The following is a 22645-nucleotide window of genomic DNA, read 5'->3' as shown; positions in this document are numbered from 1 at the left end:
GTTACTCCTTGTTTTCTCTTCGGGGCGGGCTAGAAGCACCGAATAGTGTGCATCCATTCTAGCCCGAGCACGGCAGTTGCTGTGCACTATATTCGCGTCATGAATCTAGGGCCCGGTGAATGCCACAATCCAGTAAAACCAAAAGGCGGCGAGCTCGTCTGCATTTCCGCCATTGAGCGCTATTGCAGAAAAGACTCGCCGCCAGAAGGCGCTGAGGGTGACTAGATATCGTCTTCCTTGGCTTGCACGGTTTGGACTTTTTTGTGGTTATGCTTGGCGTGTTTGACGTCAGTAACTGTTACTCCGTAGATGGAACGTCCCAGGTAGAAGGAACCTACTGAACCGATAATCCACACACCGAAGCAGGCGATCAGGGCTTGAATGAGCAGCCACAGGGAAAAGCCATCGCGGCCAAAATCTACAACTAGTTTGGCCACGATAATCAGCGGTACCGCAAGACCCACGGTCGGCCCCAGCAGGTTAGCGCGCGTCAATGCGTCGGGCGCCCGCCACAGGGATATAACCGTCGCGACCACCAAAATGGTGGCGATAATAAGTAGCACCGAGGCGATAATCTCAGAAATAGCCATTTTATCGCCTGCCCTTCGAAATAATGCGGGCCATAGATAGCGTGGGCAGCACGCCCGCGGCAATGGCACCGAGGAGTGCAATGTAGTAGGCCATCGGGGCGTTATTGGTCATCGACCATGCCAAGTACATGCAGATCATGCCGTAGAACACGATGTCAGACGTAATTGCGCGAGTGAGCTCATCGCGTGTGCGCAGTGCAAGCAGCACGCCGCACCATGTGGCGATGCCAATGATGAATACGCATACAAATACGACCCAGCCGAACGGGGACAGTGTGGCAAAATCAATCATCGCTCGGTCTCCTTCCTGCGTTTTATGTTCCGGGCATGACGCTTTGGCTTTTCGACGTCCGCTTCGCTTTCTGAAAGCGGAGTGTCCTCCGCCCGCGCCAAGTCAGGCGAGCGCATAAAGCGACCGACAGATTCGAGGGGATACTCGTAGAATGCCTCATCCAATTCCGTCGTCTCTCCTTGGCCTGGGACGCCGTAGTCGATGTCTTTCACCCGTGGGGCAAGGCGTTGCTCCATATCAGCCAAGTCAGCCACGATTGCCGCCGGGTCAGATCCCTGAACTGCCTGCACCAGCACGATGCGCGGCAGCCCCTTGCGGGGTGGCTCGCGCAAACCCAACGAAAGCGTTCCTGGCGTTGCGGTGATGGAAGAAGTAAACCAGAAGATCTCCCATGCGCCAGTCACACGCAGTGGATAACGAATGATAACCGGGTGGTATTCGTTATCTGGCTTAAAGGCCGCCATCGCCAGGCTAATGCCGGCCACAAAGATTTCCTTAATGAGCCACAATGCATACACCACTGCGTTCATTTAACGGCCCTCCTGAATTTCATCGATATTGGGAACTGCAATCGGCTCGTCTCCCAAGACGGTTTCAGTATAAGCGGTGGTATCAAGCAGCTGCTCCGAGGCGCTATCCACAACGTCCAGAACGATTCCAGAGAAAATGAACATGCACAGCGAACCAAGGATGAGTGCGGCAGAGGGGGCCATGAGCTTTTTGCGGATGATCAGTTCATCCGGAACCTTTTCTTCCGGCAAGCCCTTGCCCCAGAAAACCTTGCGCCATACCCGCAGCATGGCCAAGAAGGCGGCAAAGGAGGCAATGATAATAGCCGCGATAGCGATCCACGCCCACGCGCCTCCTACCCGGGCAATCTCGAAGACGATCATCAGCTTGCCCCACATTCCGGAGAACGGCGGGAAACCTACGACGGAGAACGCACCGGCAGCGAAAATCCACGCGATAATGGGGTCCCGACGAGCGAGACCGGACAGCTTGGTTAGCAGGCCCGTGCCGTAGGTTTCCTCAATGGCGCCAGAAGCCAAGATCAGCGAACCAACAGTCAACATGTGGTGAATCGTGTACATAATGCCGGCTGCTAGTGCGCGGCGTGGGTCATCAGAGGTAAAAGCAAGCATTACCAAGATGAAAGGCATGCCGTTGAGCATCTGATAGCCGAGCACGCGGCGAATGGAGTTCTCCGCTAGGCCGCCAAAGGCACCGATCATCATGGAGATGATCATGATCACGATGATCAACACATTCCAGCGCTGATCCAGACCGAATAGCTGCACGTAGAGGCGATAGAGCATGTACACGGCCACCTTGGTGTGCAGGCCGGAAAACAGGCCCATCACCGCAGCTGAGGTCCCCGGGTAAGTGCGAGGCAACCACGATTGCACAGGGAATACGCCGGCCTTGGCGGTGATTGCAATGAGAATCAAACCCGCGGCGACGGTGACGGGCCCGTTACCTGCTGCCGCACCCTTCAATGCGCCAAGGTTAACCGCGCCGGTAACCGAATACATATAACCCACGCCAACGACCAGCAAGGTGGAGGCGAAAAGGTTCACCAAGACGAAGGCACGTCCGGCCGCCAGACGCGACCAAGTACCAGACATGGTGATAAGGCCATAAGACGGCAGAAGCATAACCTCAATAAAGACGAAGAAGTTAAAGAGGTCAGCAGTAAGCAACGCACCGCAGACACCGGTAATCAAAATCAAGGTGAGCGATGGATAAAAGCGAGACTTGGTCTCCCCGCCCGCAATGGCAAACCAGTTGGCGCCAAAAGCGACAATCATCGTGGTGATGATCATCAACGCGGAGAAAGCATCCGCAGCAAACGGGATACCCACATTGCCTTGGTATAGGCCCACTGTGTGGGCAACTACCCCGTTGTTCATGGTGTACATCAGCAGACCCAGGCCAGCGAAGATTCCCATGCCCGGGATGATCAACATGATGGAATCGCGCACCGCACGCCACGGTGCCAGCAGTGCAAAGGCTGCTGCAATCAGCGGGACCGCTGGGAATAGCGGAAGGAGTTGAGCTACAGCATCAGTCATTATTTATCATCCTCCTTCTGTTCAGCTGCCCCGCGCTCTGCTACGGGAGTGTCGTGGTCCACCTGACCGATACGGTCAAGTTGGTTGGTGGATTCTTCCAGAATCTGGCGATTTTGGGCGTCACGGCCCAAGGTTGAAAAGGCATGGTCGATGGTGTTGTCATCAACCGGCTCCACCACATCGGTGTCGTCGTTCTTGCCCATTGCCGCCATCGTCAACAGGATGGTCGAGGTTGCCATGGAAATAACCACCGCGGTCAACACGAAGGCCTGCGGCAGCGGATCTGCCATCTGGTCGTGTGGAACCTGGGAGGGGAAGGACTCGCCGCGGTAGGAGTACACGCCCGTAGCCAGCAGCATTAGGTTAGCTCCGTGTCCGAAGGCCATCATGCCCAACACGATGCGCACCAAACCGCGCTGCTGGATGAGGTAGACGGCACTGCCTATGAGCAAAGCAATAGTCAATGCAAGGATCATTACTTCTCTCCTCCTCGCTTAGGCATGGACCGTTTATTTTTCCTCTTCGTCCTTGCTTCCGATGGCGTCAGCAAAGCCAAAGGATCGGTCGAGGGGTTAATCGGGTCCGGATACGGATCATCGACATCCTCAAGCGAAATGCGCGGCGTGGTTGGCAGCGCGGAATTATCATCATGAATCCACGGCAGGAAGTCACGCTCCGTGCCAGGGCGCAGGTAACCGCCCAGGGCATTAATCGCCATGGTCAACATGCCCAACACCGCTAGGTAGATGCCCAAATCGAAGATGAGCGAGGTAGTCCAGTGCTGACCAAAGGCCTCAGCATGAATAGCCGCGAGGAAGCCACCATTTCCAAGGCCGTGGTGCAAGTAGCCCACGAAGCCTGCAATCAAGGCAGTAATAATGCCGATGCCGGTCAGGTGAATCGGGGTCATGCGGCCAAAGACGATTTCATCAGAGCCTCGGGACAGGTAGATAAGCCCGATTGCGGCGCCCATAATCAACGCTGCCGGGAAGCCACCGCCAGAGGCATTATGCCCGCGGAAGAAAACGATGACAGACATGATTACCAGAAGCGGGATTACCACGTGAACGCCCTTGCGCAGTGGCACAGAGTTCAGCTGTGACTGGCCAAATGGCGCAGGACGTGTACCTGACTTGAACGGGAACCGCGGCAACGTCGTAGTAATGGCTGCGATAACCACTGCTGCCATGCCCAGCACGGAAAGCTCGCCCAAAGTATCAAGCGCACGGAATTCCACGATGATGGTAGCCACAACGTTATCGCCGCCTGTAATATCCGGCGCATTATCGAGATACCACATGGCTAGATCCGAACGCTCGTGTCGGCCCATTAGTCCCCACACGCCCAAGAATGCAGCCACACCGGCTAAAACTGCGATGATAATAGAGCCGGTCTTGCGGGACTTATCCTTCACCGGTTGGAAGGTTTCCGGCAGGTAGCGCAGCACCATCATCATGACGATGACGGATAGGGCTTCCACCATAAACTGAGTCAAAGCTACGTCCGGCGCCCCGAGCAGGAACATCTGCAGGGTTACACCAGTGCCGGCAATGCCGATCATGATGGCACCGGTCAAGCGATTCTGAGTGCGCACCAAACCAAACATGGCCAGCGCGATGATTCCTAATGGCAGCAGATCCCATGGGTTATCCAGACCATCTACCCTCGGCTGCAGCGCTACCCCATCGACGCCCTCGCGGATGAGGGTGGTCGCGGCCAACACGATAACCAAAATGACAATAGGCAGCATGTGGCGGGACGGATTATGCGAATCGGACATCTTGGCCAAGACTCGTCCCAGCCGCGAACAACCCAACTGCAAAGAGTGCAGCAACTCATTGCCGCTGCGCGGCATAAACTCCCTGTCCTCAAAGCTTGCCCACATCGTCTTGCGGGCAAAGATACCGGCAATACCGGCGATAAGGACCACGAGCGAGATAAGGAAAGGAACATTAAGCCCGTGCCAGAGGGCAAGGTGCGAATGATGTTCCAGACCAACAGCAGCCACTGCATGGTCAATCGGGTTATTAAAGATTCCGAGTACAAATACCAGTGGCAGGGACATAAAGCCCGGTAGTGCGGCAGGCAGCCACAGGGAAACCGGAGCCTCGTGGACATGTCCCATATCGCGAGGTCCATCAAAGAAGGCGCCGAAGACGATCTTGGCGGAGTAGGTAAAGGTAAAGAAGGCGCCGATGGCGGCAACGATGAGCAAGATGCCCTGGCCAGTGCCACCAATCGGGGCGTCTTCAAACGCAGTGAGCATGCCTTCCTTGGATACAAAGCCCAAAAGCGGTGGTACCGCGGCCATAGAGGCCGCGCCGATGACTACCGAGCCAAATGTCCACGGCATCTTATTCCACAGTGGTCCGAGGCGGCGAATATCGCGCGAACCGGCCTCGTGGTCGATGACGCCAATAAGCATAAACAGCGAGGACTTAAATAGCGCGTGCGCCAACGTGTGTACCAACGCTGCGGCGATAGCGAATGGGGTTCCCACACCAATGGTGGCGACAATCCAGCCCAAATGGGACACGGTCGAATAAGCCGTGAGCTTCTTCAAATCCGTCTTTTGCACCGCAAAGACCGCGGACATTACCGCGGTACCCATTCCGACCACGATGAGCAGCCAATTCCATACCGCCACATCGTGGAAGATCGTGGAAAAGCGAATCAGCAGATACACGCCAGCCTTGACCACTGCGGCTGCGTGAAGGAAAGCCGAAACCGGAGTGGCGGCGGCCATAGCCTCAGGAAGCCAAAAGTGGAATGGGAATTGCGCCGATTTGGTAAATGCAGACGCCGCGATCAACACGGCTACGGCCGCTGTTACACCTGGGCGCTGCGTCCATACCGGCGACGCCAGAATCTCAGATACCGTAGTCGATCCGGTCACCGTCGCAGCAATACCCAACCCGGTCAGCAGGGTCAATCCACCAACGAAGGTCAGGATCAAGGTGCGCTGCGAACCAGCTTCGCCGCCCGAACCGGAGCGCGCAATCAGCATAAAGGAAGCCAAGGAGACTAGCTCCCAGGCAAGGAACAAAACCACAACGTCATTGGCCAAAACCAGCAATAAAATGGACAGCGTAAACGCTGTCATCAAGGTGTAGAAGCTGGTATTACCCTCATTCTTAGGCAGATAAGCCGCCGAATAAGTAAAGACGACGGCACCAATGACCAGCGCCAACATAGCAAAGAAAATACTCAACGCGTCCCCGCGGAGAGCAAAACTTACGTCGACGCCCGGTGCGATAAAATCGCGCACCCAAGTGGCGTGGAAACTCAATTCCTCCCCGGCTGCAATGGCAGGAAATTCCTTGGCAATAAGGACCGCCGCAATAACGAAAAGGCCAGCTAGTGGATAGCCTGCCTTTCGGTCAATAACCTTTACGGTTACCGGTGCCAAGATCACTGCCAGCGCCGCGAGGAGGACTGCATAAAGTAGCGTCACGAAATACTTGCCTCACGAACCTTGGTCTAGGTTTAATGCGAATTTCGCATTAAATACAGCCCCTTCAGGCTACCATTCTCACCAAGGCCAAACCACATTGCAGCATTCCCTGTCGGCTGATAAAAGGCGAGCACAACCGCCCCAAATACGCTTATAGTCAGAAAAACCACAGGCACTTAGCAGGACATTCTTCCATACCAATTGAATTGCCCATTCCGCATAGTTTGCGAAGTGGTGATCCCAAATCGGCGAAAAGGATTCGCGAGCAAGGTACACGCTGGAACTTAGCCAGGAAAACGAAGAACTCCCCCAGCACACCGTGGCGCACGCTCGCGCTTCCCGATATACAGGGGGAGTATCAAAGTTGGCCGTTATTTTTCACCCAAGAGAGCGTCGACAAAGCCTTCGACCTCAAACGGCGCGAGATCATCGGCGCCTTCGCCCAAGCCCACGAGCTTGACCGGAACGCCCAACTCCTCTTGCACCTGGAAGACGATTCCGCCCTTGGCAGTACCATCCAGCTTGGTTAGGACGACGCCGGTGATATCTACTACCTCGCGGAAAATCCGGGCCTGGGTCAGGCCGTTTTGTCCCACGGTAGCGTCCAGTACCAGCAGAACCTCGTCCACATCAGTCTTCTTTTCCACCACGCGCTTGACCTTGCCCAACTGGTCCATCAAGTCTGTGGAGGTATGCAGGCGGCCTGCGGTATCGACCAAGACCACATCTACTTGCTGTTCTACACCGCGAGCTACCGCGTCGAAGGCGACCGATGCTGGGTCAGCGCCCTCCTTGCCGCGCACGGTATCGGCGCCAACGCGGCGACCCCATGTCTCGAGCTGATCAGCGGCCGCAGCACGGAAAGTATCCGCCGCGCCCAGAAGTACCTTATGGCCCATGGCTACAAGCACACGGGCAAGCTTGCCCGTGGTGGTGGTTTTTCCGGTGCCATTTACGCCGACAACCATAACGATGGCTGGCTTACCCTCATTCGGCATGGCCTTAATCGAACGGTCCATCTCTGGGTGGCCTGCCTCAATGAGGCATTCACGCAGCATGGCACGGGCCTCGTCCTCGCTGGAGACGCCGCGCTCAGCAATCTTCTCGCGCAGGGAGTCAGTCACTTTCATAGTGGACTTGGTGCCTAGGTCCGCCATGATGAGAGTATCTTCTACTTCCTCCCAGGCGTCTTCGTCCAGGTCGCCTGCGGAAAGAATCCCCATAAGTCCCTGGCCGATGGCATTTTGCGACCGGGACAGGCGTCCACGCAAACGGCCGAGGCGCCCACCGGCGGGAGCGATGTCTTCCTGTGGTGCTGGCGCTGGGGCCGGCTCTCCCTCTGGAACCTCGGTCTGCTCCTTGGCAGCTTCGGCCGCGCCGGTTTGTGCCTCGGCTGCAGCCGCAGCCTCTTCGGCCTCCTCGCGGTCATCGACGCGCTCTTCAATGTCTTCCGCGTTCTTGTCTTCAACGACCTCGTCAAAGACTGGGGATTCCTCTGCTACTGCGGCGTCTTCCACAGCTACGGTATCTTCAGGAGCTTCTGCCTTTTCAGCAGCTGGCGAAGCCTCTTCCGCTGGCTTATCTGCCTGCGACGTCGCTGGCTCCTTCGGCTCGGATGTTGCTGCTGGCTGCTCGACCGACTTTGGGGCTTTATCCGCAGGTGTTTCTTTACTTTCTGCAGCCGCAGCTGCCGTACCCGCTACCCCTGCTGCACCGGCAGCGGTTGCCGCCGTGGCTCCAGCGCCCGTGGACGGGTTCTTTTCGGACTTATCTGGGAGAGAGTCAGTCGGCTGCTCTTTGACATCTGCCGGCTTCTTGGTCTCAGTAGTTTTATTGGTTTCTGCCGGCTTTGCCTGCTGTTGTGGTGCCGGCTTATTTTCCTTTGGTTGCTCTACCGCGGGCTTGTCGGCCGCAGCATCGGTCTGAGACTGAGCGGGCTGTGGCTTGTCCGCAGGTGCTTGCGGCTTGGCCTGTGGTTGTGGGGTCTTGCCGCTAAGCTGCTCGTTGGCAATGTCGGTAGCATTAGGCTCTGCCTTTGCCTCCTGATGTGCCGGAGCTGACTTATCCGCAGCTGGCTGGTTCTTCACGGGCTTTTCCGCTTGCACCGGGCTTTTCTGCTTTTCCTTGGCACTACCGGCAGGAGCGAAGTTAAAGCCGGACTTAGCTTGATAATTGCCGGACTTTTGCTCCTGAGTAAGCTGCTTCGGTTCTTCCTCAGTGGGCTTGTCAAAGGACACCTTCTTGGCGTCGCCGCGTTTTTTGCCGATCACTACGAGAAGAATAATCAGCACAATGACGACGATCGCAATGCCGATCCATAACCATAAAGAATTCATGTCTCTATAGTGCCAGTCTTGCGGGCTCGCGGCACGCCAAACCCCCTCCTATCCCGGATAGAGGGGCCTACCGGCAGGCGACGCCCGCGGCTACCACCCTGGCTAGTCGCCCCGTGGAGCATCAACGCCCAGGCGGGTAGCGTCCTCGCTGGCTTGCTCTGTTCCAGGGGCACTACCTGCGGGATTCATGCGCTGCGAAATAACACGGGTGATACCGTCGCCGCGCATGGTCACGCCATACAGCACGTTAGCTACATCCATCGTCGGCTTTTGGTGCGTAATGACGATAAGCTGCGAATCCTTGCGCAACTCTTCAAAAAGGGCGATGAGGCGGCGCAGGTTGACATCATCAAGCGCTGCCTCAACCTCATCCATGACGTAGAACGGGCTGGGGCGGGCGCGGAAGATTGCTACCAGCATTGCCAGCGCGGTGAGCGACTTCTCACCACCAGAAAGCAAGGACAGGCGCTTGACCTTCTTGCCCGGTGGGCGCGCTTCCACCTCGATGCCGGTGGTAAGCATGTCCTCCGGCTCCGTGAGGATGAGGCGGCCCTCGCCACCAGGGAAAAGGGTCTGGAAGACCTTGGGGAATTCCGCTTCCACGTCATGCCAGGCATCGGTGAAAAGCTGTAAAATCTGCGCATCCACGTCCTCAATAACCCCGGCAAGATCCTTGCGGGCTTGGATGACATCTTCCAGCTGGGTGGACAGGAAGGAATAACGCTCCTCCAAAGCCTTATATTCTTCCAACGCAAGTGGATTAACCTTGCCCAAAGAATTCAAGTCCTTTTCTGCTTGCTTCAGGCGCGCATTTTCCGCCCCGCGATCGAAATCCTCGCCTGGGGTGTAGTCCTGCAAAAGGTCCGAAATCGCAATGCCGAGCTGCTCCACAATCTTGGCTTCTGCTTCATCGACGCGCACCTGTGCCTGCGAGCGAGCAATTTCTGAGTCATGAGCGCGGTTGGTCAACCGGTCCAGCTGCTGTCGCGCGGCCGAGACTTGCTGTTTTACCTGTTGCAACTGCGCGTTCAAGGAGGTGCGCTGCGCAAAGTAGTCATCGCGCTCAGCGGTGGCGCGCTCTAGCAATTGCGTGGCGCGCGCGGCCAAATCACGCGAATGCCTTGCCACTGCACCGGCCAATTCCCCTTGGGCTTTGCGCCGGGCCATGGCCTGCTCATGGCGAGCCTTGGCTTGGCGCTCATGCTGCGCTTGGCGACGCAATGCCTCGCCCTTCCCCGCTACCTGACCCACTTGGTCTTGAGCAGAGCGGGCTGCAACCTGCGCCTCCATCTCCATCGACTTAACCTGCTCTAATGCGGCCGAAGCCTCGTCACGTTCCGCCGAAGAAGGCTCATCTGGCTGCTCGTCCGCATCGACGCGGGCGAGCCTATCGCGGGCGTCGGCAAGCTGCTTGCGGGCTTCTGCGATCTTTACCTCAATCTCGGTCGCCCGCGCAGCGGCCTTTTCGTGTTCCGATTTATTGGCCTCGTATTGCTTAAGCAGGCGCTGATGATCACGCTTCCACGCGTCAACCTCGGTATCGTGTTCGCGCAAGGCAGCCTTCGCCGAGGCGGCGGTCACGCGGGCATCTTCTGCCGCAATCTTTGCGCCCTCAAGTGTGCCGGATAGTTCTTCTAGCTCCTGCGTCGCAGATTCCAGCTGTTCCTCTGCCTCTGCGATGCGAGCGGTGACCTCTACGGTAGACGAGGCACCGGTGCCTACTTCTACCCAACCTTCGCCCAGTACCACGCCCGATTCGGTAACGGCGCGCAGGCGAGGATCCTCTGCCACCAATTTTTTCGCCGCCGCGAAATCGGGAACGAGCACGACATCCGCAAGGAGGCGGTGCAGCGCGGCGGATACCTCCGGAACCACAGCAATGTGGTCGAGCAACCACGAGGTTCCGGTGGGCAAAGTTGCATCCACGCGCCAGGAAGTGGCGGGGGCGGCCACAGAGACATCGATAAGCGCGGAGCGCGTACCCTTTTCCAGGTCCGCAATGAGCTGAACGGAAATCTCGCCGGCCTGAGCCTCAGCGAAGGCGCCCAATGCGGCAGCAACCGCCGTCTCATATGAGGTGCTGATGAATGTGGCCAGCGGCTGGAACTGCTCACCTACATCGACTTTTTCTGGTGCAGTCTGGGCCAGGGTATCGATGCGGGAGCGCAACGTGTACACGGCGCGCTCGCGTTCGCGCTGCTCATCGCGCAGCTGTTCCAAGCGTTTGTCGGCCGCACCCGATTCACTGGCTGCGCGCACATGTGCCTCCTCGAGCGGCTCGCGCTCGCCAGCCAAAGATTGCAGTTTATCCGCCACCTCATCGGCCTCTGCCTGGGCAGACTGGGTGCGTTGGCTGGTAGAAGCAAGGGTTTCCTCTTGCCGCGCTAGCTCCTCTTCCGCCGAAGTAACCTGGCCTGCCGCCTTTTCCTCCGCCGCGATAAGGCGGACTACGCCCTCGCGCCTATCAGCAATGGCGCGCAGCTGGGCCATGTGTTCGCGCTCGGCCGCCTCAAAGGCTTCGCGACGCTCTGCTACCTCTTCGCGGATCGCTTCCAGGCGTTCTGCAGCTTCTTCCGCCGCGGCGAGAAGCTCCGCATGCTCCTCATCTGCACGGGTGGCCCGTGCCTCTAGGTCCTCCGGATCTTGGCCAGAATAAGCCACCTGCGCACCAGCATTGGCCGCTCGCTCTTCCGCGATGCGCTGCGTGGCGGAAATGCGCTCAGAAAGCGTAGACAGATCGAACCACAGTTTTTGGGCGGCATCTGCCTTGGGGCTTATTTCTTCTAGTTGGGCTTCTACCTCTAGCTGGGAGCCTGTCGCTTCTTCCAGCTGCGCCGTAACTTCTTCAACCTGCTCGGCGAGAACTTCGGCCGTGCGCTCGGCCTCCTGAAACTTGCTGCGCAGCCGCACTACCCTATCGCCGGCTAAGCGCAGGCGGGCATCGCGCAGATCAGCTTGCACCGTGGCCGCACGCTGCGCGGCCTCGGCCTGGCGGGCCAAAGGCTTAAGCTGCTTTCCTAGCTCATCCGTAAGGTCCTGCAGGCGATCCAAATTGGCCTGCATGCCAGTGAGCTTTCGCTGCGCTTTTTCCTTGCGGCGGCGGTGCTTGAGCACACCCGCTGCCTCTTCGATATAGGAGCGCCGATCTTCGGGCCGCGATTCGAGGATTTCAGAAAGCTTGCCTTGGCCGACGATAATGTGCATCTCGCGGCCAATACCCGAATCAGAGAGCAGCTCCTGAATATCCATAAGGCGCGCCTTGGCGCCATTGATTTCGTATTCGCTGGCACCGTCACGGAACATTCGGCGGGTGACCGAAACTTCCGAATACTCGATCGGCAGCGCGCCGTCCGCATTATCGATGGTGAGGGTTACCTCGGCGCGGCCCAAGGCTTTGCGGTCGCCGGCGCCGGCAAAGATGACGTCTTGCATCTTTCCGCCACGCAGCGTCTTGGCGCTTCCCTCGCCCATGACCCAAGCTAGCGCATCGACCACATTGGACTTGCCGGAACCATTCGGTCCGACAACAGCGCAAATGCCCGGCTCAAATTTCAGAGACGTCGCCGACGCAAATGATTTAAAGCCTTTGAGCGTCAGCGATTTCAGGTGCATTTGGGTTAGTTTAGCAAGCTTAGAGCACGCCTGCCCAGCCGAGCCTCAAGGCTCGAAACTGCGGGCATGTGCTATGCATCAGCGTTCAATGAAGCCAGACTCTCCCTTGGGGGCAGCCCATTGCTCGACTACTAGGTCCACCGTTCCTGGCCGGCGAGTCATACTGGGCTGTTCTTTGAGGAGTCCTAGCAACTCCTCACATTTCTCCCGCGGTCCCTCGGCTACAACCTGAACCCGACCGTCGGCCAAATTAGTAGCATGCCCCTTCAAGCCGAGCTCGAGGGCACGGGAGCGCGTCCACCATCGAAAGCCCACGCCTTGGACGTGCCCGTGGACAAAAGCGGTCATTCTTTCCATGGTCAAGCGGCCTCCCTAGCTCCTAGTAGTGATCTTGTTGACCCTTATCGCGCAGGACGCGGCGGTCCTCTTCGCTGCGACGAGTGACGGGGTCGGAGCCGTCCCAGCACTCCACGCCTTTAAGCTCCGGCAGCATATCGCGGTGGAATACCGGGTCAATGCCATGGCTGCGCTGCTCGTTGTAGTTCTTGAGCAGTTTGATGGCCACCCCGGATAGCGGCACGATGGCGAGGATATTGAGGATAACCATGGTTGCCGCGCCGGTATCGGCCAAGGCAAAGACCAGCGGCAAGGAGCCCACCGCACCGAACCAGACAAAGAAAAGTACGACGAGGCGGAAAATCACCAGCGCAGGCTTGCTCTGGGTGAGGTACTCCAGGTTAGACTCCGCCAAGTAGTAATTGCCCAGGATGGAAGAGAAGGCCAGGAAGAAGAGGATAAAGCTGACGAAGTGGATTCCCCACTCGCCCACCTCAGAAGATAGGGCTGCCTGGGTCAAGGACACGCCTTCTGCTTCTGCACCATAGGCAATCTCTGGTCCCAGCAAGATAATGAAAGCAGTGATGGTACATACCACCAAGGTGTCAAAGTACACGCCGAGGGTCTGCACCAAGCCTTGCTTGACTGGGTGAGATACGGCCGCAGTTGCCGCCGCGTTAGGGGCAGAGCCTTCGCCGGCCTCATTTGAAAACAGACCGCGCTGAATACCCTTCATCATGGCCGCGCCAAGACCGGCTCCCGCAATTTCCTTGATTCCTAGGGCGTGACCGACGATATCGCCAATCATTCCCGGTACCTTGTCAAAATTGGTAATGACGACAAAACCACCGATGAGCAGGTAAGCCACCGCCATAAATGGCACGATGACCTGGGTGATATTGGCAATGCGGTTCACACCGCCAAAGATGATAAGACCCGCAACCACGGCGATAACAATGCCGATAATGGAGCGGAACATCGTGTCATCGCGGTCAAAGGAAAAGGACACCGCATCCGCAATGGCGTTGGTCTGGAAGGCGTTATATACCAAGCCAAAGGTAAAGGCGATGGCGATGGAGAAAAGCACGCCGAGCGGTCCCCACCCCAAACCGCGCTTCATATAATACGCCGGACCACCGCGGTACCCATTGCCATCGCGGACCTTCCACAGCTGGGCCAAGGTTGACTCGATGAACGCAGTAGCGCCACCCAGGATGGCAATCAGCCACATCCAGAAGACGGCACCTGGGCCGCCAACGGAAATGGCCACTGCCACGCCGGCAACGTTACCGGTGCCAACGCGGGAAGCAGCTGAAATGGTGAAGGCCTTAAACGCGGAGATTCCGCCATAGTCTTCGTCCTCATCGCGGCCCTCCCCCTTGGGGCGCTCGACGACGGCGCGGAACATATCCGGCACCATGCGCACTTGCACCAAAGCAGTACGGATGCCGAAGAATAGGCCCGCAGCAATCAGCAGCCACGGCAAAATCCACGACCACACGCCGTCATTAAATGTCGTTACGACATTTTCAAGAAAATCCATGCAGAATAATTTACTGCCTTAAGGTTCACAACGTGAACCCCATACGCCATAAATTATTGACAATGGGGGCAAAAATGGGTGGACCGCCCTGAAATTATGCAGCGCTCCAAGGGCGTTCCACACCGCAGACAGGGCTGGCCAGCACGCCCATACGCGGCCAAGGAACGCGAAAAATACCCCGATTCGCCGTTCACATTTACGTACAGGGAATCAAAACTCGTGCCACCCACTTTTAGGGCCGCTGTCATGACCTCCTGAGCTGCTGCAAGCAGAGCAACAGCATCTTTTTGCCGCAAGGTCGAAGCTTTCTTGCGGGGTGAGATTTGCGCGTCCCACAGGGATTCATCAGCGTAAATATTGCCGATTCCAGAGGTCAGCGTTTGATCCAAAAGCGCGGTCTTCACTGCGGTCCTCTTCGCACGCAGGCGCCGTGCTGTAGCCGCACTATCGAAATCCGGTTCCAGCGGGTCAATGCCAATGTGCGCAATCTTGTCCCACGGCGCATACAACCAATACCCAAAGGTGCGCTGGTCAACAAAGCACACCTCTACCCCACCGCTCAGCTGGGCGGTAATGCGAAGGTGCGAAGATTCGGTGGCACCTATTCGGATCTGACCCGACATACCTAGGTGGATAAAGAGGACGTCACGGTGGGGGTCCATGGCATCTTCGCCCACAAATTCCAGCCACATAAACTTCCCGCGCCTGGCCACCGCAGAGATCTCTTTGCCCTCAAGGAGACCGGAAAGCGGCTCATCTTGGCCACGATTGGAACGCGGGTGTAACACCTCTACAGACTCAAAAGTCCGTCCCACCACGTGTGGTGCAAGGCCACGGCGGACGGACTCGACTTCCGGCAATTCCGGCATGCTCAGCCCTCTTTATGTGCAGTGCCTTGCACCAAAAGCGGAGTTTCGCGCAGGGTCTGGCAGGCCTCCTGAGCTGCCTGCTGCTCGGCCAACTTTTTATTGTGGCCCACACCATTTCCTACGGTCAGACCAGCCACAGTAGCTACTGCATTAAAGGTCTGGTCATGCTCTGGTCCGGTGGAAGTAGCCGAATAAACCGGCATCGGCGCCTTTAGCTCCGCGCACAGCTCCTGCAAAGAGGTCTTCCAATCCAAGTGGCGCCCGCTCACAGTCGCATTTTCGATCTTTTCCGCAAATAAGCGCAAGATGACGTCACGCGCCGTTTCAAAACCATGCTCGCGGTAAATGGCACCAAAGATTGCCTCAGTGGTATCCGCAAGAATGGAATCTTTATCGCGGCCACCGGTGGACTGCTCGCCCTTACCCAACAAAATGTGCGGTCCTAGGTTTATTTCCCGGGCGATATCAGACAGGCCGTAGCGCGAGACAATCGATGCGCGCATCTTGGAAATATCCGATTCCGGACGGGACGGGTAGGTGATGTAGAGCTGAGAGGCTACCGAAAGGCCCAGCACCGCATCGCCCAAGAACTCCAAGCGCTCGTTGTTTGGCAAGTGCCCATTTTCATTAGCAAATGAACGGTGGGTCAATGCTAGGCACAGGTGCTCTGGTTGCAATTCCACACCGAGCGATTCCAACAACGGGGAATGGTCTACTGCAGCGAACTCGGCAGCCAGTGCCTCTTCCCCAGTTAGCTTCTTCTTGCGGCTCATAGGAACTTCTCCAAACCAGCCCAGCGGGGATCGACCTTTTCTTCATCCTTTTCGCCAGAGATACCCGTGGTTACGCCCTCAGGCGTGTCAATCTCGCAGCCATCTTCGCATACTGGGGCAAAGGGAAGATTAAGGCCTGCCTCATCGATCACGGCCTGCAAGAGATCCAGCTCATCATCTTCAATCTCTGGAATCTCATCTCCGGATCCTTCGTCGCCGTCTGAAGGGGTATCTCCCGAGACAAAGGATTCGTCGGCTGCAAAGACCTGTGTGACGTGCAAGTCCAACTGTGGGTGCAATTCCTTCAAGCAGCGAGCGCATTCCCCGGTCAGCTGTCCGGATACGTTGGCATCCACTAAGACACCTGCACCAAGAGGGGTCAAGGTAGCGTCTACGGTGAGCTCTTCGCTCTGCGGGATGGCGATCATCTCCACGCCGATCCTCTCAGGTGAGGGGCCGGTTTGGGTGCGTTGTTCCGGCAGTGCGTCAGCGCCTTGGGCGTTCAACAATTCGCCCACATCGAACTTCAATGGTGATGTCATAACACTAGGTAGTCTACCTTGCCCCGCAAACTCCGCCTAGCGGCCCGCGCGAGGAAAGTTTCTGTCAAGAATCTGGCGTTTAATGTAAAAGGACATATGCCTTTGCGGATTAGCCTTTTCCCGAGCGAAAGCCGTCCTTAGTCTGGAAGCATGACCTACCACTTGGCACTAGCCTCCACGGATCTACGCAGCATAGCGCTCGGTTTCACCGTGTTTAGCTGTCTTCCCGCTGCGGTGTTAGCTACTGCCGGTATGCTCGTTCACGCCACTCCACGCCCGGACCGTTCAGGCATGTACGGCGCGCGTGGCATTCGCCTCTTTACCGCACTCATCTGTAGCGTCGTTGCCGGTTTGGTAGCCGGTGCCATTTTAGTATTGCCCACCGGCATGGACCTTTCGGTCCTTACCGGCGCGCTCATCTTTTCCCTAAGCGCAGGTGCTATTACTTGGTTCTCCCGCGCGACCATTCCTACCGCGCTCATTTCTGTGGGCACGATGGTGCTAGCTACCGGTGCGCTCCTTAGCGTGTGTGCCGTGTGCTTTCCACAAAATTTCAGTGATAATCCCTTGACATCATTGTCTTCCTATTTCTTCACTGCACTCGTTGCGTTCCTTTTTCCAGGCTTGGTAACCGCGATTATTGCAGCATGCATGGCCGTCCAATCCGCCGCGCCTGCACACCTTCTCCCGCAGCAGGAAGACATCTCCGTTCCCCTACACACCCACATAACGCCTACTCCCCATGAAAAAGGAAAGGCCATTGCCGCTAAGCAACCTCGCACTCGTGCCACCACCTAATTTACTCAGACCAGCGGCGATGAATAAAGGCCCTATTTGGTGAGCAGACGGTGTACGACGAACCGCCTGCTCACCAAATAGGGCCTTTGGCCGTGCCTAGTGTATAGGTCTTTCCTAGCCCCTTACTCTACGGCCCGGTGTGCACCGAACCATAGAGTTTAAGGCCGATAAAGAAACTAAAGTTTTAGCGCTCGTTATAGCGGCGCTCATAGGTCTCGCCTTCAGCGTAACGTGTGTTGCTTGCGGCGCCGCCGGCGCGTCCCGGAGCCGAATAGTCGCCGCCACGGGAGCGCACTCCGGCACCGCCACGCAGGGCAGAGCGGTCGGAGTTTACTGTACGCAGCAGACCATTAAGGGTGGTTTCAAATTCGCTTAGCTTGCCATCCACAAATTCATCGCAATCACTGCGCAGACGGTTAGATTCGGTGTGGGCGGATTCCACAATGCGATGTGCTTCTTCATCGGCGCGGCGAACAACTTCTGATTCCGAAACCAGACGCTCTTGCTCTGCGCGGCCTTCAGCGACGGAACGCTCATATTCATCATTCGCCTGAGCGATAGTACGGTCTGCTTCCGCGCGGGCCTGCTCCACCATGGACTGAGCGCGAGCTTCAGCATCAGCCACCAGCTTGGCGGCATGCTGTTCTGCATGGGACACCGTGGCATCTGCTTCCTCGCGGGCGTGGCCCACAATGTCATCTGCCTGGGCATTAGCATCATTGATGGTTTGGTCCGCGCGCTCCTCAGCGCCGTGCAGGATTTCATCCTGCTTATCCAACACATCCTGCGCGTCATCAATCTCAACGGGCAGCGCGTTACGGAGGTCGTCGAGAAGCGCGAGCATTTCATGGCGCGGAACTACGCAATTAGAGGTCATGGGGAAGCCATGGGCCCCCTCCAAGTGCTGAACTAATTCATCTAGAGACTCAAAGACACGGTACATACCGCGAATTTTACATACCCTCACCCGCCATGCGTGGAGGCCACGCACCGAGTGTGTACTGCAGATTTTACTTCCACAACCGGTCTTGCCAGTCCGCGCCCACACATACAGAATTTATGGCACGCATATACAAAAACAAGCGCCCCTTTTACCGCCACGCTCTGTGGCGCAAAAGGGGAGCTTGAATAAAGGTCGATTTTTAGATGACGCCCTGTGCCAGCATGGCATCCGCTACCTTCTTGAAGCCGGCGATATTTGCGCCGGCTACGTAATCGCCTTCGCGGTCGTATTCCTTCGCCGTGTTGTCGATGTTTTTAAAGATATTAGACATGATCGCGTGGAGGCGGTCATCGGTGTAGTCAAAGGACCAAGAATCACGGGACGCATTTTGCTGCATTTCCAGCGCGGAGGTAGCAACACCACCAGCATTAGCGGCCTTGCCCGGCGCGAAGTTGATCTTGGATTCTTGGAATATGTGGACGGCCTCCGGGGTGGACGGCATATTGGCACCTTCGGCCACGTAGCGCACGCCGCCTTCCACAAGCTTTTTGGCCGAGTCGCCGTCCAGCTCATTTTGGGTAGCACACGGCAGTGCCACGTCCGCCCCTACTTCCCAGATATTTCCGCCCTCATGGAATTCCACGCCGCTGCCAGCCTCTTGTGCATAAGTGGAAATACGCTCACGACGAGTTTCTTTGACGTTCTTGAGAAGCTCGATGTCCACGCCTTGTGGGGTGGTGATATAGCCGGAGGAATCGGACATGGCCACCACGGTGGCGCCCAGTTCTTGGGCCTTCGCTGCGGCGTAGATGGCAACATTGCCAGAGCCAGAGACAATGACCTTGGCACCATCAAAGGACTCGCCATGGGTCTTCATCATTTCATTGGTGAAATAGACCGTGCCAAAGCCTGTGGCCTCGGTACGAACCAGGGAACCGCCCCAGGTCAGGCCTTTGCCAGTAAGGACACCGGATTCATGCTGGGTAGTCAGGCGGCGGTACTGACCAAAGAGGAAGCCGATCTCGCGGCCGCCGACGCCAATATCACCAGCTGGAACATCGCGGTATTCTCCGATGTGGCGGTGCAACTCCGTCATAAAAGACTGGCAGAAGCGCATGATTTCCACCTCGGACCTGCCCTTGGGATCAAAGTCAGAACCGCCCTTGCCACCGCCAATGGGCAGGCCGGTCAGGGAATTTTTGAAGATCTGCTCAAAACCGAGGAACTTAATGATGCCCAGGTTGACCGAAGGATGGAAACGCAGTCCGCCCTTGTAGGGGCCGAGCGCAGAATTGAACTGGACGCGAAAACCGCGATTGACTTGGATATCACCATTGTCATCGATCCACGGCACGCGGAAGATGAGCTGGCGCTCAGGTTCACAGAGACGCTCCACCAAGCCGTAGTCCGCGTACTGCGGGTCTTTTTCTAGGACAATCTTCAGCGAGTCCAGAACCTCAGAAACCGCTTGGTGGAATTCTGGTTCTCCCGCATTGCGCTTGAGCAATTTGTCGTAGTACTCAGAAATTTGGCTATCTACTGACATGGCGTGCATTCCATTCTGTGGACGTATAAGAACAGATACCAGTTTCCTATCAAACTACCGATAAAGCAAGCAGTTTCTAGACCTTGCATAGATCCGAACCGTCTTTACCAGCGACAATAAAGTAAAATATTTTCTGTAGAACGTTCGGATCTTCAGCCGCACAGACTCCTTTCGCAGGCGGGCTTTATAATCACGGGCATGCATATTGTCGTCGCGCCAGACTCGTTTAAAGGCACCGCCTCCGCGCCCGAGGCCGCAGCAGCCATTGCTATGGGGGTGCGCCAGGTTCTTCCCGAGGCCACGGTTACCACCCTGCCCATGGCCGATGGTGGCGAGGGAACCGCCGCCGTCCTCGCACAAGCGGCCGCAGCCGGCGGACAATCCGTCGAAAACATCACCCTGCCTACCACCGACGCTATAGGCCGCTTGACTCAGGCAAGCTATGCTCTGGCCGGAACCACTGCGTTTATCGACGTCGCCTCTGCCACCGGCCTGCCCGCAGTGCAGGACAGCCTTGATCCGCTGCACGCCGATTCTTATGGCACCGGCGTATTGATTGCGGATGCAGAAACGCGCGGCGCCACCTCGATTGTGCTCGGATTGGGAGGAACTGCCAGCATCGATGCTGGCATGGGCATCCTTACCGCGCTCGGCGCTGCCGCGCACGACGCCCGCGGCTACGCCCTGCCCAAGGGCGGCGCTCCCCTAGTTCAGCTCGATCACATTGACACCGCGCAGCTCAATATCAAAGCAGGCATGCTTGACTTCACTTTGCTAGCCGATACCCGCGCTACTCCAGTACAGGCGGCAACCATCTACGGCCCCCAAAAAGGAGCGCAAGGCGAGCAGGTAGCGCTGCTGGCCGGTGCCATGTTGCAAGCATGCGAAGTCACCGGCGCCGATGCGGACTCCGAATATTTCGGTGCCGCGGGTGGCCTTCCCATCGGCCTGCACTGGCTTTCTCGCACGCTCTGGGGCTCAGATGAGCATATTCGCGTCTTATCCGGCGGCGCACATGTCGCCACTGCGCTCGGGCTTCCAGAAAAAATATCCTCCGCCGATCTCGTCATCACTGGCGAGGGCCGGTTTGACGAGCAATCTTTGACCGGAAAGGCCGTCGGAACCATTGCGGCTCTCGCCCGGGACGCAGGCACGCCCATGGGCATCATCGCCGGTTCTTTCGAGCATGGCACGGACGCCTACTGCGCATCGCTTAGCCAAGAAGGCCTCTTGGCGCAACAGCTGGCGGCGGCCGCCAGGGACATCGTCAAGCAGCTCTAAGGCCGGATAGACAGCGACCATGGGAAGATAGCTGGCCGTTCATGCGCTAGCTCATCTTCCAGCAAGACGTGGTCTTTCGGCAGCACTGCATGCGGGGTAAGAAGGCGCGAGAGCACCATGCCTAGTTGGTTAACCGAGCCGCTCACCCCTGTTACCGCAATGTCGTAGCGGTGCACGCTCGCGTCCTCAAGGTCGCGGTCCTCATGCTCATCGCGATAATTTTGCCGCAGCTGTTCTTCCAACCCCTCTGGAAACTGCGGTGCATCAGGGCGAGTAACCTCAGCGGAGGCTAATGAACCGCTTTCTACCAACTTGTCGGTGGCAGTGGTAAAGATATCCGCGACGCGCTCTGCTTGTGCGTTGGGAACCAAAACATCAAATTGAATAACCGGCATAGCGCTAACCCTACCCAATTCCTAAGGTGTGAAACCATGTCTGATTCTGCCCGCATCGCCCAGCTCGTCACTTCCCAGCAGGCCGATCTGGAGTGGCAGCAGGACTTTTATGAGGACCTGCACCGCCACCCCGAGCTTTCCCACGAGGAAGAGCGAACCGCCGGTCGCATCCGCGCCAAGCTCGCCGATTTTGACTGCGAGGTAGTAGAGAACATCGGGGGTTATGGGATGGTCGCCATCTTCCGCAATAGCGATGGACCCACCGCTTTGCTGCGCGCGGATTTCGATGGTCTGCCGGTAGAGGAGGCCACCGGTGTTTCCTATTCCGCTGCCAATGGAAATATGCACGCCTGCGGACACGACATGCACACCACCGCGCTGCTAGGTGCCTGCGCGCTTCTCGACGCCTCCCGTAGTTCCTGGTCCGGCACCTTCCTCGCCCTTTTCCAACCGGCCGAAGAATCCTCCATGGGGGCTAAATTCATGCTGGCCGATAACCTCATTGAACGCGTCCCGCGCCCCGATATTTGCCTTGGCCAGCACATCATGCCCGGCCGCGCCGGCACGGTTCGCCACACCGCCGGCCCGATCATGGCCGGATGCGACTCCCTGCGTATCCGCGTCTTTGGCAAATCCGCCCACGCCTCCATGCCCCATAACTCCATCGACCCGACCTACATCGCGGCTATGATCGTCACCCGCCTCCAAGCCATTGTGGGCCGCGAGGTCGCCCCGCACGAGTTCTTTGTCATCTCCGTAGGCGAGCTTCACTCCGGCGATAAAAACAACATCATCCCCGACTCCGCCGAGCTGGTACTCAATACTCGCTACTATGATCCCGCGTTGGCAGAAAAGGTCTACCACTCCCTCGAACGCATGGTTAAGGCCGAGTGTGTCGCCTCCGGAAGCGAGCAGGACCCTATTTTTGAGTACTACGCCCACGGCGAGGTCACCGATAATGACGCCGCTGCCCATGCCCCAGTAGGCGAGGTTTTCGACGCCGCTTTTGGCTCCGACTCAGTCATCGCGGCCCCCTCCACCGCCTCCGAGGACTTTTGCTACCTGCCGCAGGCGTGGGGGGTACCTTATGTCTTTTGGCACATCGGCTGCACCCCGGAAGATGAGTTGCAGGATCCTCCGGTCAACCACCAAGCAACCTTCCTGCCTGACTATGCCCCCACCGTTTATGCCTCCACCCGGGCGGCATATGGTGCGGCAATGACCTACTTGGCCACGCCCTAGGTGCCCGAGACGCGTATTCTC

The 22645-nt window shown here is 57.5% G+C and carries 19 protein-coding genes; 3 read left to right on the top strand and 16 right to left on the bottom strand.

From position 1 onward, the window contains the following. Positions 1-221 precede the first annotated feature (221 nt). The 13 genes from WMP97_RS01090 to WMP97_RS01030 all read right to left on the bottom strand — a co-directional run bounded on the left by WMP97_RS01090 (position 222) and on the right by WMP97_RS01030 (position 16419). A complete protein-coding gene (locus WMP97_RS01090; RefSeq protein ID WP_049361135.1) occupies positions 222-590 on the bottom strand; it encodes a Na+/H+ antiporter subunit G in 369 nt (122 codons plus the stop codon). A gap of 1 nt (position 591) precedes the next feature. Further along, entirely contained in the window at positions 592-882 is a 291-nt protein-coding gene (locus WMP97_RS01085) for a hypothetical protein (protein ID WP_023021278.1), read from the bottom strand. After that, positions 879-1412, bottom strand: a complete 534-nt coding sequence (locus WMP97_RS01080; protein ID WP_023021277.1) for a monovalent cation/H+ antiporter subunit E — start codon at positions 1410-1412, stop codon at positions 879-881. Before WMP97_RS01080 ends, WMP97_RS01085 begins: the two co-directional genes overlap by 4 nt. Next, positions 1413-2954: a monovalent cation/H+ antiporter subunit D family protein gene (locus WMP97_RS01075; protein ID WP_340439639.1), complete on the bottom strand. Its 1542-nt coding sequence runs from the start codon at positions 2952-2954 to the stop codon at positions 1413-1415. Further along, positions 2954-3430 (bottom strand): sodium:proton antiporter, encoded by a 477-nt coding sequence (locus WMP97_RS01070; protein WP_023021275.1) that lies wholly within the window; start codon positions 3428-3430, stop codon positions 2954-2956. The genes WMP97_RS01075 and WMP97_RS01070 overlap by 1 nt, the downstream gene beginning before the upstream one ends. Further along, positions 3430-6408: a DUF4040 family protein gene (locus tag WMP97_RS01065; RefSeq protein WP_200288904.1), complete on the bottom strand. Its 2979-nt coding sequence runs from the start codon at positions 6406-6408 to the stop codon at positions 3430-3432. The genes WMP97_RS01070 and WMP97_RS01065 overlap by 1 nt, the downstream gene beginning before the upstream one ends. Positions 6409-6779: 371 nt before the next feature. Continuing rightward, positions 6780-8744, bottom strand: coding sequence for a signal recognition particle-docking protein FtsY (gene ftsY, locus WMP97_RS01060; protein ID WP_200288903.1), 1965 nt, complete (start codon positions 8742-8744; stop codon positions 6780-6782). 102 nt (positions 8745-8846) lie between these two features. After that, positions 8847-12356: a chromosome segregation protein SMC gene (gene smc, locus WMP97_RS01055; RefSeq protein ID WP_248098810.1), complete on the bottom strand. Its 3510-nt coding sequence runs from the start codon at positions 12354-12356 to the stop codon at positions 8847-8849. A 78-nt stretch (positions 12357-12434) separates the two neighbouring features. Next, positions 12435-12713, bottom strand: coding sequence for an acylphosphatase (locus WMP97_RS01050; RefSeq protein WP_023021271.1), 279 nt, complete (start codon positions 12711-12713; stop codon positions 12435-12437). 22 nt (positions 12714-12735) lie between these two features. After that, entirely contained in the window at positions 12736-14235 is a 1500-nt protein-coding gene (locus WMP97_RS01045; protein ID WP_200288901.1) for an alanine/glycine:cation symporter family protein, read from the bottom strand. Positions 14236-14288: 53 nt separating this feature from the next. Further along, positions 14289-15104: a bifunctional DNA-formamidopyrimidine glycosylase/DNA-(apurinic or apyrimidinic site) lyase gene (gene mutM / locus WMP97_RS01040; protein WP_248098812.1), complete on the bottom strand. Its 816-nt coding sequence runs from the start codon at positions 15102-15104 to the stop codon at positions 14289-14291. A gap of 2 nt (positions 15105-15106) precedes the next feature. Then, on the bottom strand, positions 15107-15877 hold the full coding sequence (gene rnc / locus WMP97_RS01035; protein WP_200288899.1) for a ribonuclease III: 771 nt from the start codon (positions 15875-15877) through the stop codon (positions 15107-15109). Continuing rightward, positions 15874-16419 (bottom strand): YceD family protein, encoded by a 546-nt coding sequence (locus tag WMP97_RS01030; RefSeq protein ID WP_340439638.1) that lies wholly within the window; start codon positions 16417-16419, stop codon positions 15874-15876. The genes rnc and WMP97_RS01030 overlap by 4 nt, the downstream gene beginning before the upstream one ends. 150 nt (positions 16420-16569) lie before the next feature. On the opposite strand from WMP97_RS01030, the gene WMP97_RS01025 reads away from it, so the two are divergent. Further along, a complete protein-coding gene (locus WMP97_RS01025; protein WP_023021266.1) occupies positions 16570-17217 on the top strand; it encodes a hypothetical protein in 648 nt (215 codons plus the stop codon). A 184-nt stretch (positions 17218-17401) separates the two neighbouring features. Here the strand turns inward: WMP97_RS01025 and WMP97_RS01020 are convergent, their stop codons facing one another. After that, on the bottom strand, positions 17402-18160 hold the full coding sequence (locus tag WMP97_RS01020; protein ID WP_340439637.1) for a DivIVA domain-containing protein: 759 nt from the start codon (positions 18158-18160) through the stop codon (positions 17402-17404). 199 nt (positions 18161-18359) lie between these two features. After that, complete coding sequence (gene gdhA, locus WMP97_RS01015) at positions 18360-19706, bottom strand: NADP-specific glutamate dehydrogenase (RefSeq protein ID WP_200288898.1); 1347 nt, start codon at positions 19704-19706, stop codon at positions 18360-18362. 198 nt (positions 19707-19904) lie between these two features. Here gdhA and WMP97_RS01010 point away from each other — a divergent pair, with 198 nt between their 5' ends. Beyond that, complete coding sequence (locus WMP97_RS01010) at positions 19905-20987, top strand: glycerate kinase (RefSeq protein WP_200288897.1); 1083 nt, start codon at positions 19905-19907, stop codon at positions 20985-20987. Here the strand turns inward: WMP97_RS01010 and WMP97_RS01005 are convergent. Continuing rightward, positions 20984-21382 carry a hypothetical protein gene (locus WMP97_RS01005; RefSeq protein ID WP_200288896.1) on the bottom strand — a complete coding sequence of 133 codons (399 nt, stop codon included), beginning with the start codon at positions 21380-21382 and terminating at the stop codon, positions 20984-20986. The two genes, WMP97_RS01010 and WMP97_RS01005, sit on opposite strands and share 4 nt — an antisense overlap. 36 nt (positions 21383-21418) lie before the next feature. Here WMP97_RS01005 and WMP97_RS01000 point away from each other — a divergent pair, with 36 nt between their 5' ends. Next, on the top strand, positions 21419-22624 hold the full coding sequence (locus tag WMP97_RS01000) for an amidohydrolase (protein ID WP_248098819.1): 1206 nt from the start codon (positions 21419-21421) through the stop codon (positions 22622-22624). Positions 22625-22645: the final 21 nt, after the last annotated feature.

The sequence above is a fragment of the Corynebacterium sp. KPL4072 genome (assembly GCF_037908395.1).
Lineage (GTDB): Bacteria > Actinomycetota > Actinomycetes > Mycobacteriales > Mycobacteriaceae > Corynebacterium > Corynebacterium kefirresidentii.
This window is presented reverse-complemented; position numbering and strand designations above follow the sequence as displayed.